Below are 13,773 nucleotides of genomic sequence, written 5' to 3' on the forward strand. Positions count from 1 at the left end.
GCAGACTCCAGCCGGCGGAAATACAGAGGGGCAGACGCAACACGTGCGCATCGCCAGGTTCTCGATTGACGGCAATGTCGCGTTCGGCGCGGTCGAGGGCAGCACTGCCCCCGGCGCCGAGGGTGAGCTCGTCCTCGACATCATCAAGGGCATCCCGTTCGCGGACTTCGAGCTGTCCGGCACGAAGGTGCCGCTGAGCAAGGTCCGGCTCCTGCCGCCCGTGCTCCCGAACAAGGTCGTGGCCATCGGCCGCAACTACGCGGAGCACGCGGCGGAGCTCGGCAACGCCATCTTCGACGACCAAGGCCGTCCGGACGCGCCGATCACCTTCTTCAAGCCCTCCACCTCCGTGGTCGGCCCGGGTGACCCGATCACGTACCCCTCCTTCTCCCAGGACCTCCACCACGAGGCGGAGCTCGCCGTGGTCATCGGCCGCATGTGCCGCGAGGTCCCGAGGGAACGCGTCAAGGACGTGATCCTCGGCTACACCTGCGCCAACGACGTCACCGCGCGCGACGTCCAGCAGCGCGAGAAGCAGTGGGCCCGGGCCAAGGGCTTCGACAGCTCCTGCCCCCTCGGCCCCTGGATCGAGACCGACCTCGACCCGGGCGACCTGACCATCCAGTGCACCGTCAACGGCGAACAGCGCCAGCTCGGCCGCACCAGCGACATGGTCCGCTCCATCGAGGACCTGATCGTCCACATCACCGAGGCCATGACGCTGCTGCCCGGCGACGTCATCCTCACGGGGACCCCGGCCGGAGTCGGCCCCCTCAACGTCGGCGACGAGGTCGCCGTCACCATCGAAGGCATCGGCACTCTCACCAACAAGGTGATCAAGCGTGGCTAACGCGAACGTCCGCGTACGTTTCTGTCCCTCCCCGACCGGCAACCCCCACGTGGGTCTGGTCCGGACCGCCCTCTTCAACTGGGCGTTCGCCCGCCACCACGGCGGTACGTTCGTCTTCCGCATCGAGGACACCGACGCGGCGCGCGACTCCGAGGAGTCGTACGAGCAGCTGCTCGACTCGCTGCGCTGGCTCGGCTTCACCTGGGACGAGGGCCCCGAGGTCGGCGGCCCGCACGCCCCGTACCGCCAGTCGCAGCGCATGGACATCTACGCGGACGTGGCACAGCGCCTGCGTGACGGCGGCTACGCGTACGACTGCTACTGCACCACCGAGGAGCTGGACGCCCGCCGCGCCGCCGCCCGCGCGGCCGGCAAGCCCTCCGGTTACGACGGCCACTGCCGCAACCTGACCGCCGTGCAGCTGGAGGCGTACCAGGGTGAGCACCGCCCCGCGATCGTCCGCTTCCGGATGCCCGACGAGCCGATCACCTTCACCGACCTGGTCCGCGGCGAGCTGACCTTCACCCCGGAGAACGTGCCGGACTTCGGCATCCTGCGGGCCAACGGCGCTCCGCTGTACACGCTCGTCAACCCGGTCGACGACGCGCTGATGCAGATCACCCACGTGCTGCGCGGCGAGGACCTGCTGTCCTCCACCCCGCGGCAGATCGCGCTCTACAAGGCGCTGATGGAGCTCGGCATCGCCACGGGCGTCCCGGAGTTCGGGCACCTGCCGTACGTCATGGGCGAGGGCAACAAGAAGCTCTCCAAGCGCGACCCGGAGAGCTCGCTCAACCTGTACCGCGAGCGCGGCTTCCTCCCCGAGGGCCTGCTCAACTACCTCTCGCTCCTCGGCTGGTCCTTCTCCAAGGACCAGGACATCTTCTCGATCGAGGAGATGGTCGCGAAGTTCGACATCCCGGACGTGAACGCGAACCCGGCGCGCTTCGACCTCAAGAAGGCCGAGTCGATCAACGCCGACCACATCCGCCTCCTGGACCCGAAGGCCTTCGCGGACGCCTGCACCCCCTGGCTGCAGGCCCCGCACGCCAACTGGGAGCCGGCGGACTTCGACCCCGAGGCCTGGGCGGCCATCGCGCCGTACGCCCAGACCCGGGTCACCGTCCTGTCGGACATCACCGCCAACGTCGACTTCCTGTTCCGCAAGGAGCCGGTCGAGGACCAGGCGTCCTGGGACAAGGCGATGAAGGGCGAGCCCGCGGCCCTGCTGACCACCGCCCGCGCGAACCTGGAAACGGCCGACTGGAGCGACCCCGAGTCGCTCAAGCAGGCCGTCCTGACCGCCGGCGAGGCCCACGGCCTCAAGCTGGGCAAGGCCCAGGCCCCGGTCCGCGTGGCCGTCACCGGCCGCACGGTCGGCCTGCCGCTCTTCGAGTCCCTCCAGATCCTGGGCAAGGAGCGCTCGCTGTCCCGCATCGACGCGGCCCTGGCCAAGCTCGCCGCGTAGCCGCTTCCCGCACTCCCGTCAGGGGGCGGCCGCCGGAATCCTCCGGCGGCCGCCCCCTGACGCGTTGTCAGCGCCGGTCGCTAGGGTCCACCCGTACGCGACCACACACAGGAAAGGCCTGACGTGCCGATCACCGCCCCCGACTTCTCCTGGTTCTTCACGCCGGGCAGCACCTTCTCGTACGAGGAGGGCCCCACCGGGACGCTCTCCGTCGTCGACGGGGGCGAGCTGTGGCTGCCCACCGGCCGCGTGGTGGCCTGCGACCCCTTCACCGGACTGGGCGGCGACTGGATCACGCCGTTCACCGTGCAGGTGCCCGCGGGCCGCCACCGGGTGCAGGTGGCCATGGCCACCCTGACCGAGCCGGGCGAGGAGCCGTCGGACGAGCCGCACCGCAGGGTCGCCGCCGCCCGCCTGCTCGTCACCGACGCCCCGGTGGTGAGCTGGGAGCTCGCCCTGAAGGACGGCCAGGACCCCGCGGAGCTCGGCGAGGACGGGTACTTCGGGTACGGCGTCGACGCGGGCGCGGGCTGCTTCTACGACGCCGGCGCCAACGACTCCTTCGAGGAGTGCGAGGGGGACGAGGGGCCGCTCTGGGACGCCTTCGAGGCCGCCGGGCACGCGGCGGGAGTCCACCTCGTCGACGGGGAGGACGGCCACAACCTCGCCGCCTTCTCCTCCGGTTTCGGCGACGGCCACTACCCGACCTGGGTCGGCCGGGACGCGGCGGGCGCCGTCACCTGTTTCGTCACCGATTTCTTCGTCGTTCCCGAGGGCGGGGCGCCGGCGATGTCGTAGCGTCGGGGGTATGCCGATCCGCGCCGTGCTGTGGGACATCGACGACACCCTGTTCGACTACACCGGGGCGGACAGCGCAGGCCTCGCGCGCCGGCTCGCCGAAGAGGGCCTCGCGCAGCGGTACGGGGCCCCCGAGGAGGCGCTCGCCCTGTGGCGGGAGATCACCACCCGCCACTGGGACCGCTTCGCCGCCGGGGAGGTGAGCTTCCCCGAGCAGCGCCGGGACCGGGTGCGGGACTTCCTCGACGAGCCCGGTATGGGCGCCGCCGAGGCCGACGCCTGGTTCGACCGCTACGTGGAGCACTACAAGGCCGCCTGGACGCTGTTCCCCGACGTCGTGCCCGTCCTGGACGCCCTCGCCGGCGGCTACCGGCACGGGGTGCTCTCCAACTCCTCCACCGTCAACCAGGACCCCAAGCTGCGCCGGCTCGGACTGCGCGAGCGGTTCGAGGTGCTGGTGTGCGCCGCGGAACTGGGCGTGAGCAAGCCCGAGGCGCAGGCCTTCCTCGCGGCCTGCGAGGCGCTCGGGCTGCCGCCGGGCGACGTGGCGTACGTGGGGGACCAGCCGGAGATCGACGCGCGCGGCGCCCGCGACGCAGGGCTCACCGCGGTCTGGCTCGACCGGGACGGCGCGCGCGGGCCGGGCCCCTCGGGCGTGCACCGGATCGACGGGCTCGCCCGGCTCCCCGAGCTCCTGGCCTCGGATACCCGTTTTGGAGCACGGTCAGGCATCCGGTAATGTTCTTTCTGCGCCGCCGGAGCGGGCCGAAAGGCCGGACGGAGGCGCCACTCGAAAGAAAGACCCCGCAGGGGGTTGACTTTCGGTGGGGTATAGTGTAATTGGCAACACGAGGGTTTCTGGTTCCCTTATTCTAGGTTCGAGTCCTGGTACCCCAGCGCAGTGCAGCAGTAACGCAGTGCTTTGCCCCCGTTGTGTAGCGGCCTAGCACGCCGCCCTCTCAAGGCGGTAGCGCCGGTTCGAATCCGGTCGGGGGTACAGATCCTTCCCGCAAGGTCTCCATTGGGTAGCTCCCGGACGTCTTGATGCAGGATCGCTAGGGCCCCCGTTGTGTAGCGGCCTAGCACGCCGCCCTCTCAAGGCGGTAGCGCCGGTTCGAATCCGGTCGGGGGTACTGGTCTGGTATAGACCACATTGGGCTATGGTGTAATTGGCAACACGAAGGTTTCTGGTTCCTTTGTTCTAGGTTCGAGTCCTGGTAGCCCAGCGCAGTACAAAGCAAGCCCCCGTTGTGTAGCGGCCTAGCACGCCGCCCTCTCAAGGCGGTAGCGCCGGTTCGAATCCGGTCGGGGGTACGCACGGAAGAGGCCCTCCGCGATCATCGCGGAGGGCCTCTTCGCTGTTCCCGTACGCATAACCGCACGCGCACCGGCACCGCACAAGTGCGGGCCCGGAGGCGCGTGTTCGGACGTGTGCGGCGTCGTACGCGCCCCCGGACCCGGGGGAGTGGGGGAAGTCGGCGACGGGGGAAGTCGGCGACCTGGAAGGGTCAGCCGGAACGGCGCAGGGCCTCCGTCAGGCGGGCGGCCGCGTCGATGACGGCCTGGGCGTGCATCCGGCCCGGGTGGCGGGTCAGGCGCTCGATCGGCCCGGAGACCGACACGGCGGCCACCACGCGGTTCGACGGCCCGCGCACCGGCGCCGAGACGGAGGCCACACCGGGCTCCCGCTCGCCGATCGACTGCGCCCAGCCGCGGCGCCGTACGCCCGACAGGGCCGTCGCCGTGAAGCGCGCGCCCTGCAGTCCGCGGTGGAGCCGCTCGGGCTCCTCCCAGGCCATCAGGATCTGCGCGGCCGAGCCGGCCTTCATCGGGAGCGTCGAGCCCACCGGGACGGTGTCCCGCAGGCCCGACAGCCGCTCCGCGGCCGCCACGCAGATGCGCATGTCGCCCTGACGCCGGTAGAGCTGCGCGCTCTCTCCCGTCACGTCGCGGAGGTGGGTGAGTACCGGTCCCGCCGTGGCCAGCAGGCGGTCCTCGCCGGCCGCGGCGGCGAGCTCCGCCAGCCGCGGTCCGAGGATGAACCGGCCCTGCATGTCCCTCGCCACCATCCGGTGGTGTTCCAGTGCCACGGCCAGGCGATGTGCCGTGGGTCGTGCGAGCCCTGTCGCCGCGACCAGCCCGGCGAGGGTGGCCGGACCGGACTCCAGTGCGCTCAATACCAGAGCTGCCTTGTCGAGAACGCCGACGCCGCTAGAGTTGTCCATGAAACGATATTCGCGTCTCACACTGTGAAACGCAAGTTCAATTTTTCCAAGAACCAGCGAGTCTGTATGTACGGGTCCACGAACCACTGGATCCGGGACGGTGAGCCGGAGGGAAAGCGATGGGTAGGACACTCGCGGAGAAGGTCTGGGACGACCATGTCGTCCGGCGCGCCGAGGGCGAGCCCGACCTCCTCTTCATTGATCTGCACCTGCTGCACGAGGTGACCAGCCCCCAGGCCTTCGAGGGCCTGCGGCAGGCCGGCCGCAAGGTCCGACGGCTCGACCTCACCATCGCCACCGAGGACCACAACACCCCCACCCTCGACATCGACAAGCCCATCGCGGACCCCGTCTCCCGGGCCCAGCTGGAGACGCTGCGCAAGAACTGCGCCGAGTTCGGCGTGCGCCTGCACTCCCTGGGCGATGTGGAGCAGGGCGTCGTCCACGTGGTGGGACCGCAGCTGGGGCTGACCCAGCCGGGCACCACGGTGGTCTGCGGTGACTCCCACACCTCCACGCACGGCGCGTTCGGCGCGCTGGCCTTCGGCATCGGCACCAGTCAGGTCGAGCACGTGCTGGCCACCCAGACGCTGCCGCTGGCCCGCCCGAAGACGATGGCCATCACCGTCACCGGCGAGCTGGCCGAGGGCGTCACCGCCAAGGACCTGATCCTGGCGATCATCGCGAAGATCGGCACCGGCGGCGGCCAGGGCTACATCCTGGAATACCGCGGCGAGGCCATCGAGAAGCTCTCGATGGAAGCCCGGATGACCATCTGCAACATGTCGATCGAGGCCGGCGCCCGCGCAGGCATGATCGCCCCCGACCGGACCACCTTCGACTACCTCCAGGGCCGCGACCACGCCCCGGTGGGCGAGGACTGGGACGCGGCGGTCGCGTACTGGCAGACCCTGCGCACCGACGAGGACGCGGTCTTCGACGCCGAGGTCGTCATCGACGGCGCCGCGCTGTCGCCGTTCGTCACCTGGGGCACCAACCCGGGCCAGGGCGCGCCGCTGTCGGCCGACGTCCCCGACCCCGCTTCGTACGAGGACGCTTCGGAGCGCCTGGCCGCCGAAAAGGCCCTGGAATACATGGGGTTGACCGCCGGACAGCCGCTGCGCGACATCAAGGTCGACACCGTCTTCGTAGGTTCCTGCACCAACGGCCGGATCGAGGACCTGCGCGCCGTCGCCGGCATCATCGGCGGCCGCAAAGTCGCCGACGGCGTACGGATGCTGGTCGTCCCGGGCTCCGTCCGCGTCGCCCTGCAGGCCGTGGAGGAGGGCCTGGACAAGGTCTTCAAGGACGCCGGCGCCGAATGGCGGCACGCGGGCTGCTCGATGTGCCTGGGCATGAACCCCGACCAACTGGCCCCCGGTGAGCGCTCCGCGTCCACCTCCAACCGCAACTTCGAGGGCCGGCAGGGCAAGGGCGGACGGACCCACCTGGTGTCCCCGCAGGTGGCCGCCGCCACCGCGGTACTGGGCCACCTGGCCTCGCCCGCCGACCTGTCCGACGCCAACGAGACCGCCGGAGTCTGAGAACCATGGAAGCCTTCACCACCCACACCGGCCGGGCCGTCCCGCTGCGCCGCAGCAACGTCGACACCGACCAGATCATCCCGGCCCACTGGCTGAAGAAGATCACCCGCGACGGGTTCGAGGACGGGCTCTTCGAGGCCTGGCGCAAGGACCCCGAGTTCGTCACGAACCGCCCGGAGCGCCAGGGCGCGACCGTACTGGTCGCCGGCCCCGACTTCGGCACCGGCTCCTCGCGCGAGCACGCCGTCTGGGCGCTGCAGAACTTCGGGTTCAAGACGGTCATCTCCTCCCGGTTCGCGGACATCTTCCGCGGCAACTCGCTGAAGAACGGTCTGCTGACGGTGGTCCTGCCGCAGGAGACCGTCGACCGGCTGTGGGAGCTGACCGAGGCCGACCCGACCGCCGAGGTGACGGTCGACCTGGTCGCCCGCCAGGTCCGCGCGGCGGGAATCGAGGCGGAGTTCGAACTCGACGACAACGCCCGCTGGCGTCTGCTGGAGGGTCTGGACGACATCTCGCTCACCCTTCAGAACGAAGCGGACATCGCCGCGTACGAAAGCGGCCGCCCGAGCCACAAGCCGCGTACGATTCGAGCCTGATTCCTGCCTGATCAGCGCTTATTCACCTTTGGGTGATCACATCGACAACACTGTGCCCCCCGCCTTCAGGTGGGGGGCACAGCCGTGTGTTGAGGCCCCGTGAGGCGACAACTCGCCCCAGATGGCACAATCTGTGCATGGAACGCGACAGTCAACTTGAGCTCTACGAACTCGTCGCGGACCGGCTGAAAGAAGCACACGCAAGGGTGCGCACACTGCAAGTCCCGGAGGGCGTAAGGATGGCGCTGTCCCGGAAGCTGTTGGTCGTCACGGCCGCGGCGAAGCACGATCTCGCCGATGCGGCAAGGCGCCTGGACAGGTTGATGAAGGACCTCGACGAGGGTCGATTCCCTGAAGGCGACTGATGCGAAGGAACTCCGTAACGACCTACACCGTTGCGGCACTAGGGTGATTAGCCCGTTTCGTGTTTGATTTGCGGTATATATCCGCCTAACGTGCGAAATAAGCTTGAACACATTCGTTCTGGCGAAGTCTCCGAAGGGGAAGACGTGAACAAGGCGCAGCTCGTAGAAGCGATTGCCGACAAGCTGGGCGGCCGCCAGCAGGCCGCCGACGCTGTCGACGCGGTACTGGACGCGATGGTCCGCGCTGTGGTCGCGGGCGACCGGGTCTCGGTCACGGGCTTCGGCTCGTTCGAGAAGGTCGACCGCCCGGCCCGCTACGCCCGCAACCCGCAGACGGGTGAGCGCGTCCGGGTCAAGAAGACCTCCGTTCCCCGCTTCCGTGCGGGTCAGGGCTTCAAGGACCTGGTCGCGGGCACCAAGAAGCTGCCCAAGGGCGGCGAGGTGTCCGTGAAGAAGGCGCCCAAGGGCAGCCTTTCCGGCGGCGCTTCCGCGACGGTCAAGAAGGCCGTGGCCAAGAAGGCCACCACCGCCAAGAAGGCGGCGGCGAAGAGCACGGTCGCCAAGAAGACCACCACCGCCAAGAAGACCGCCACCGCCAAGAAGGCGGTCACCAAGACCGCCGCGGCGAAGAAGACCACGGCGACCGCGAAGAAGACCGCCCCCACGGCCAAGAAGACGGCTCCGGCGGCGAAGAAGACCACCGCCACCGCCAAGAAGACGGCTCCGGCGGCCAAGAAGGCCACCGCGAAGACCACGGCGCCCGCCAAGAAGACGACGGCGCGCAAGACCACCGCGAAGAAGACCACGGCCCGCAAGAAGTAAGGCCACGAGTCACACACGCCGGGCCGGCTTCCCCTCCTGGGGAAGCCGGCCCGCGGTGCTGTTCGTGCAGGTCAGAAGGTTTGCAGGGTGACCAGCGTGATCCGCAGCCCCGGTCCCTCGCCGTCCGTCTCGATCCGGACCCGCTGCCCGGGGCGCAGCAGCCGCAGGCCGCCCGCGTCGAACGCCGGGGCCTCGAAGGGCACCGGAGTGCCGTCGTCCAGCAGCACACTGCCGCTGCGGGTCTGGGAGTCGTACGTGTACGCGGTCGCCTGCATACGGGCACTGTATCGGGCCGTGTGACGGCCCACACCGAGGGCGAGGGCGGTCCGCAGATCCGCCGCCGTGTCCACGTCCCGGCGCACGCTCTCCACGTCCCCCAGGGCTATTTCCGCAGCCCCCGACGCCGAATGCCGGGCCCGTGACGGGCCTCCGAACGAGGGTGCCAATTCCACGTCCGGAGCAGCGGAAAGCAGGGTCGTGCCGATTCCCGCGGCATCCGCCAGAAATGCCCGGGGAAATGCGGACGCGGCTTCGAGCACGCGTTGCAATTCCGTCGGCCGCAGTGCGGGGAGATCCGCGTTCATCGCGGCCACCGCCGCCCCGGGCCGGAGCGTGCGGACCCTCCGCGCCCCGTGGGCCAGTGCCGCGTTGAGCCCCGCCCCCGGCGCGTCCGCGACGATCCGCGCCCCCAGCCGCGCCAGTTCCTCCCCGGCCCGGGCGTCGTCCGTGACGACCACCACATCCGCGACCGCCCCGCAGGCCAGCGCCCCCGCCACGGTGTCCTGAGCGAACGCCAGCGCCAGCCCGGGCCGCGACGTGCCGACGGCCGCCGCCAGCCGGCTCTTGGCCACCGCCAGGGGCTTCAGCGGGACCACCAGACTCCAGACCGCGTTCGTGGCGGACCCCTTCCCTCCGGTGCGCGTCCGTACATGCGCGGACCACGGCCGGGTCATGACCGGGTCATGCGTCGGCCCATTGTCGCCCCCGCCCGGTCGACCCGGCGGCCCGGTGCGCCGGGCGGGGCGTACGGTGTTCTCGACAGAGACCGGACCGGAGGCCACACTTGTCCGGCCGACGAGGTGCCCAGGCTTCCCCAGCTACCGCCGGGAGGTACCCCCACGCACCGGTCCCAGAGGAAGGTGTACGAGTGTCCCGCCGCAGAATCGGCTTCTGGTACCGCCTGGCGGCGGTCATCGCAAAACCGCCGCTGATCGTGCTCTTCAAGCGGGACTGGCGGGGAATGGATCACATTCCGGCCGAGGGCGGGTTTATCACGGCGGTCAATCACAACTCGTATCTGGACCCGCTCTCCTACGCGCACTTCCAGTACAACACCGGCCGGGTGCCCCGATTGCTCGCGAAGGCGGCCCTCTTCAAGGTCCCCATTGTCGGCGCGATCCTGCGCGGCTCCGGTCAGATCCCGGTCTACCGCGAGACCACCAACGCCCTGGACGCATTCCGGGCCGCCGTGGACGCGATCGAGCGCGGCGAATGCGTGGCCTTTTATCCGGAGGGCACGCTCACCCGCGATCCGGACATGTGGCCGATGGCCGGCAAGACCGGCGCGGCGCGGGTGGCGCTGATGACCAGGGCGCCCGTCATTCCCGTGGCCCAGTGGGGCGCGAACCTCGCGATGCCGCCCTACGCCAAGCAGGACAAGGTCCGGCTGTTCCCGCGCAAGACCCTCCAGGTGCTGGCCGGACCCCCCGTCGACCTCTCCGAGTTCTACGACCGGGAACCCACCCCGGACGTGCTCAAGGAGGTCACCGAGATCATCATGGCGGCCGTCACCGGGCTGCTGGAGGAGCTGCGCGGCGAGAAGGCGCCCGAGCAGCCGTACGACCATCGCAAGGCCAGGGCGGAACAGCGGCGCAGGGCCGCGGGGGAGGACCAGAAGTGACACGTCCCGTGAAGGCGGCCGTCTTCGGAACCGGCTCCTGGGGCACGGCCTTCGGCATGGTGCTCGCCGACGCAGGCTGCGAGGTGACCCTGTGGGGCCGCCGCCGCGAGGTCGTCGACGCCATCAACACCGGCCGGACCAACCCGGACTACTTCCCGGACGTCGAACTCCCCGCGAACATGCGCGCCACCACCGACCCGGCCGAGGCCGCGCGCGGCGCCGATTTCGCGGTCCTCGCCATCCCCTCGCAGACCCTGCGCGGCAACCTCGCCGAATGGGCCCCCCTGCTGCCCGCCGACGCCGTCCTCGTCTCCCTGATGAAGGGCATCGAACTCGGCACCGCCAAGCGCATGAGCGAGGTCATCGAGGAGGTGGCCAAGGTCCCCGCCGAGCGCGTCGCCGTCGTCACCGGCCCCAACCTGGCCCGCGAGATCGCCGCCCGGCAGCCCGCCGCCGCCGTCGTCGCCTGCGCCGACGAGGCCGTCGCGCAGCGCCTCCAGGCGGCTTGCCACACCCCGTACTTCCGCCCGTACACGAGCACCGACGTCATCGGCTGCGAGCTCGGCGGCGCCGTCAAGAACGTCATCGGCCTCGCCGTCGGCATCGCGGACGGCATGGGGCTGGGCGACAACACCAAGGGCTCGCTCATCACCCGCGGGCTCGCCGAAGCGACCCGGCTGGGCCTGGCGATGGGCGCCGACCCGCTGACCTTCTCCGGTCTCGCGGGACTCGGCGACCTCGTCGCCACCTGCTCCTCGCCGCTCTCCCGCAACCACACCTTCGGCACCAACCTCGGCCGCGGAATGACCCTGGAGCAGACCATCGCGGTCACCAGGCAGACCGCCGAGGGCGTCAAGTCCTGCGAGTCGGTGGCCGATCTCGCGCGACGCCACGGAGTGGACATGCCGATCACCGACACGGTCGTCGAGATCGTCCACCACGGCAAGCCTCCGCTGGTCGCCCTGAAGGAGCTGATGGGGCGCAGCGCCAAACCGGAACGCCGCTGACTCCTTTCCGGACGCCGGAGCGGGTATCGTCGTGGCGATATGAGCAGCGAGAACCTCCCCCAGACCCCTGAGCAGCAGGGCCGCAAGCCCCGCGTGGCCGTCGTGTTCGGCGGCCGCAGCTCGGAACACGCCATCTCGGTCGTCACGGCGGGCGCCGTGCTGCGCTCCATCGACCGGTCCAAGTACGAGGTGCTGCCCATCGGCATCACCACGGACGGCCGGTGGGCGCTGACCGCCGACGAGCCCGCGCGGATGGCCATCGCCGACCGCAGGCTCCCGAGCGTCGAGGAGCTGGCGGACTCCGAGGACGGCGCCGTCGTGCTCTCCGTCGATCCGGCCAACCGCGAGGTCGTCTACACCGAGCCGGGAGCCGTCCCGAAGGCGCTGGGCGAGGTCGACGTCGTCTTCCCGATGCTGCACGGCCCCTACGGCGAGGACGGCACCCTGCAGGGCCTCCTGGAGCTCTCCGGCGTCCCGTACGTCGGCTCGGGCGTCCTCGCCTCCGCCGTCGGCCAGGACAAGGAGTACATGAAGCGGGTCTTCACCTCCTTCGGCCTCCCCGTCGGCCCGTACGTCACCATCCGCCCCCGCGAGTGGGACGCCGACCGGGACGCCGCCCGCGGGCGGATCCTGGACTTCGCCGGCGAGCACGGCTGGCCCCTCTTCATCAAGCCCGCCCGGGCCGGCTCCTCCATCGGCATCACCAAGGTCGAGGACGCCTCCGGCCTGGACGAGGCGATCCGCGAGGCACAGCGCCACGACCCGAAGATCATCGTGGAGGCGCTGCTGCGCGGCCGCGAGATCGAGTGCGGGGTGCTGGAGTTCGAGGACGGCCCGCGCGCGAGCGTGCCCGCGGAGATCCCGCCGGTCTCCAGCCACGACTTCTACGACTTCGAGGCGAAGTACATCGACTCCGCCTCCGGGATCGTGCCCGCGCCGCTGACCCCGGAGCAGACCGCCGAGGTGCAGCGGCTCGCGGTCGAGGCGTTCGACGCCGCGTCCTGCGAGGGCCTGGTGCGCGCCGACTTCTTCCTCACCGAGGACGGCAGCTTCGTCATCAACGAGATCAACACCATGCCGGGCTTCACCCCGATCTCCATGTACCCGCGGATGTGGCAGGAGTCGGGCGTCGAGTACCCGGAGCTGGTGGACCGCCTGATCCAGGCGGCCCTGACGCGTTCCACCGGGCTGCGCTAGCCCGTCGACCAGCGCGAAACGCCGACCGCCCGCCGGGATTCCCGGCGGGCGGTCGGTGTACGGAGCGCGGCTGCGGGGCCGCGGGGGGCTCTCAGTACGACGAGATCCCCTCGGGGACGGTCCTGGCCACGGCGGCGGACAGCCCGACCAGCATCCCCGCGTCCGTGGAATGCTCCTCGTCGACCCGGACCTCCGTGTACGCGAGGCGCAGCCCGGTGATGAACCGGAACCCCCCGCCCGCGCTGTCGGGGAGTTTCTGCAGGAGCCACCGGACGCCGTTGACCTCGACGCCGTCCTGCTTCGGATCGGCCATCTCGGGGGGCTTGGGGATACCGCACCGCAGTACGATCGCCGAGCCGCCCCACGCGGCCGTCAGATCCGATTCCGGCGAGGCCTCGGCCCGCGCCAGGCCGGCCACCGTCTCCGGGAGTTCCCTGTGCAGTGCTGCACAGAACCCCGCGACGTCGGCGGGCGGCGTGGGCGGCGGCTCCACCCGGGCTTCGGAACCACCCGGGGCACAGCCCGCGAGGGCCAGCACGGCGGCCAGTGCGGGCAGGGCGGGCACACGGAGGGGCCGGCGGTGTACGGACATCACCGGCCAAGAGTAGACGGGGGCTACAGATGGACCACCGGGCAGGTCAGGGTGCGGGTGATGCCCTCCACCTGCTGCACCTTGGCGACGACCATGCGGCCGAGCTCGTCCACGGTGTCGGCCTGGGCGCGGACGATCACGTCGTACGGACCCGTCACGTCCTCGGCCTGGATCACCCCCGCGATCTGGCTGATGGACTCGGCGACGAACGACGCCTTGCCCACCTCGGTCTGGATAAGGATGTACGCCTGTACCACGGAACCTCCAGGGCGGCCACGAGGATCGATTCCCCTAACCTTCGGGTGGGCCCAGGGATGCGAGTGGGCCCGGGGAAGAAGGGACGCCACGGTACCGCGTTGCCGAGCGCCACGGGGAGACCCGGGGGCACGGCGCCACGCACGGCGGG

General features: G+C 70.4%; 14 protein-coding genes, 5 tRNA genes and 1 pseudogene. 16 read left to right on the forward strand and 4 right to left on the reverse strand.

The annotated features are described in order from the left end of the window. Positions 1–43 precede the first annotated feature (43 nt). The 9 genes from ACIPK4_RS05980 (at position 44) to ACIPK4_RS06020 (ending at position 4,430) form a co-directional block, all read left to right on the forward strand. Entirely contained in the window at positions 44–850 is an 807-nt protein-coding gene (locus ACIPK4_RS05980) for a fumarylacetoacetate hydrolase family protein (RefSeq protein WP_376204632.1), read from the forward strand. Then, positions 843–2,318, forward strand: coding sequence for a glutamate--tRNA ligase (gltX, locus tag ACIPK4_RS05985; protein WP_402309560.1), 1,476 nt, complete (start codon positions 843–845; stop codon positions 2,316–2,318). Before ACIPK4_RS05980 ends, gltX begins: the two co-directional genes overlap by 8 nt. Before the next feature lie 123 nt (positions 2,319–2,441). After that, positions 2,442–3,116: a DUF4241 domain-containing protein gene (locus ACIPK4_RS05990; protein WP_402309561.1), complete on the forward strand. Its 675-nt coding sequence runs from the start codon at positions 2,442–2,444 to the stop codon at positions 3,114–3,116. A 10-nt stretch (positions 3,117–3,126) separates the two neighbouring features. Then, positions 3,127–3,855 (forward strand): HAD family hydrolase, encoded by a 729-nt coding sequence (locus ACIPK4_RS05995; protein WP_402309562.1) that lies wholly within the window; start codon positions 3,127–3,129, stop codon positions 3,853–3,855. An 86-nt stretch (positions 3,856–3,941) separates the two neighbouring features. Further along, positions 3,942–4,013: transfer RNA gene (locus ACIPK4_RS06000), tRNA-Gln, on the forward strand. A 27-nt stretch (positions 4,014–4,040) separates the two neighbouring features. After that, positions 4,041–4,113, forward strand: a tRNA-Glu gene (locus tag ACIPK4_RS06005). Positions 4,114–4,176: 63 nt separating this feature from the next. Then, a tRNA-Glu gene (locus ACIPK4_RS06010) sits at positions 4,177–4,249 on the forward strand. Between the two features lie 21 nt (positions 4,250–4,270). After that, positions 4,271–4,342 (forward strand) — tRNA-Gln (locus ACIPK4_RS06015). A gap of 15 nt (positions 4,343–4,357) precedes the next feature. Then, a tRNA-Glu gene (locus ACIPK4_RS06020) sits at positions 4,358–4,430 on the forward strand. Positions 4,431–4,624: 194 nt separating this feature from the next. Here the strand turns inward: ACIPK4_RS06020 and ndgR are convergent. Beyond that, the gene (gene ndgR, locus ACIPK4_RS06025; RefSeq protein ID WP_030304142.1) at positions 4,625–5,341 is read right to left on the reverse strand and encodes an IclR family transcriptional regulator NdgR; all 717 of its coding nucleotides are present in this window, start codon (positions 5,339–5,341) and stop codon (positions 4,625–4,627) included. Between the two features lie 119 nt (positions 5,342–5,460). Between ndgR and leuC the strand changes: the two genes are divergently transcribed. The 4 genes from leuC (at position 5,461) to ACIPK4_RS06045 (ending at position 8,671) form a co-directional block, all read left to right on the forward strand. Next, entirely contained in the window at positions 5,461–6,885 is a 1,425-nt protein-coding gene (gene leuC / locus ACIPK4_RS06030) for a 3-isopropylmalate dehydratase large subunit (protein WP_054226459.1), read from the forward strand. Between the two features lie 5 nt (positions 6,886–6,890). Then, the gene (gene leuD, locus ACIPK4_RS06035) at positions 6,891–7,484 is read left to right on the forward strand and encodes a 3-isopropylmalate dehydratase small subunit (RefSeq protein ID WP_376204994.1); all 594 of its coding nucleotides are present in this window, start codon (positions 6,891–6,893) and stop codon (positions 7,482–7,484) included. A gap of 137 nt (positions 7,485–7,621) precedes the next feature. Next, positions 7,622–7,849 (forward strand): hypothetical protein, encoded by a 228-nt coding sequence (locus tag ACIPK4_RS06040; protein WP_045945905.1) that lies wholly within the window; start codon positions 7,622–7,624, stop codon positions 7,847–7,849. Positions 7,850–7,993: 144 nt separating this feature from the next. Then, positions 7,994–8,671, forward strand: a complete 678-nt coding sequence (locus ACIPK4_RS06045; RefSeq protein ID WP_402309563.1) for an HU family DNA-binding protein — start codon at positions 7,994–7,996, stop codon at positions 8,669–8,671. Positions 8,672–8,949: 278 nt separating this feature from the next. On the opposite strand, the pseudogene cofC reads toward ACIPK4_RS06045, so the two are convergent. Further along, positions 8,950–9,624, reverse strand: a pseudogene (gene cofC, locus ACIPK4_RS06050) (2-phospho-L-lactate guanylyltransferase); the annotation flags it as partial. 194 nt (positions 9,625–9,818) lie between these two features. Here cofC and ACIPK4_RS06055 point away from each other — a divergent pair. From ACIPK4_RS06055 to ACIPK4_RS06065, 3 genes are read left to right on the forward strand one after another with little or no spacing between them, the layout of a single operon-like run. Then, positions 9,819–10,571: a lysophospholipid acyltransferase family protein gene (locus tag ACIPK4_RS06055; protein ID WP_402309564.1), complete on the forward strand. Its 753-nt coding sequence runs from the start codon at positions 9,819–9,821 to the stop codon at positions 10,569–10,571. After that, a complete protein-coding gene (locus ACIPK4_RS06060) occupies positions 10,568–11,578 on the forward strand; it encodes an NAD(P)H-dependent glycerol-3-phosphate dehydrogenase (protein WP_402309565.1) in 1,011 nt (336 codons plus the stop codon). The genes ACIPK4_RS06055 and ACIPK4_RS06060 overlap by 4 nt, the downstream gene beginning before the upstream one ends. A gap of 39 nt (positions 11,579–11,617) precedes the next feature. Continuing rightward, positions 11,618–12,775, forward strand: coding sequence for a D-alanine--D-alanine ligase family protein (locus tag ACIPK4_RS06065; protein WP_402309566.1), 1,158 nt, complete (start codon positions 11,618–11,620; stop codon positions 12,773–12,775). 91 nt (positions 12,776–12,866) lie between these two features. Here the strand turns inward: ACIPK4_RS06065 and ACIPK4_RS06070 are convergent, their stop codons facing one another. Then, positions 12,867–13,367: a DUF3515 domain-containing protein gene (locus ACIPK4_RS06070; protein WP_054226465.1), complete on the reverse strand. Its 501-nt coding sequence runs from the start codon at positions 13,365–13,367 to the stop codon at positions 12,867–12,869. Between the two features lie 23 nt (positions 13,368–13,390). Then, on the reverse strand, positions 13,391–13,624 hold the full coding sequence (locus ACIPK4_RS06075; protein ID WP_030298511.1) for an Lrp/AsnC ligand binding domain-containing protein: 234 nt from the start codon (positions 13,622–13,624) through the stop codon (positions 13,391–13,393). Between the last annotated feature and the right edge of the window lie 149 nt (positions 13,625–13,773).

Source organism: Streptomyces sp. NPDC086989, assembly GCF_044745505.1.
Classification (GTDB): Bacteria; Actinomycetota; Actinomycetes; order Streptomycetales; family Streptomycetaceae; genus Streptomyces.

Bases quoted from the DNA above. Each gene is read 5' to 3' on its own strand.
- ACIPK4_RS06065 (WP_402309566.1), top strand. From the start codon at position 11,618: ATGAGCAGCGAGAACCTCCCCCAGACCCCTGAGCAGCAGGGCCGCAAG.
- ACIPK4_RS05995 (WP_402309562.1), top strand. From the start codon at position 3,127: ATGCCGATCCGCGCCGTGCTGTGGGACATCGACGACACCCTGTTCGAC.
- ndgR (WP_030304142.1), bottom strand. From the start codon at position 5,341: ATGGACAACTCTAGCGGCGTCGGCGTTCTCGACAAGGCAGCTCTGGTA.
- leuD (WP_376204994.1), top strand. From the start codon at position 6,891: ATGGAAGCCTTCACCACCCACACCGGCCGGGCCGTCCCGCTGCGCCGC.
- ACIPK4_RS06070 (WP_054226465.1), bottom strand. From the start codon at position 13,367: ATGTCCGTACACCGCCGGCCCCTCCGTGTGCCCGCCCTGCCCGCACTG.
- ACIPK4_RS06040 (WP_045945905.1), top strand. From the start codon at position 7,622: ATGGAACGCGACAGTCAACTTGAGCTCTACGAACTCGTCGCGGACCGG.
- leuC (WP_054226459.1), top strand. From the start codon at position 5,461: ATGGGTAGGACACTCGCGGAGAAGGTCTGGGACGACCATGTCGTCCGG.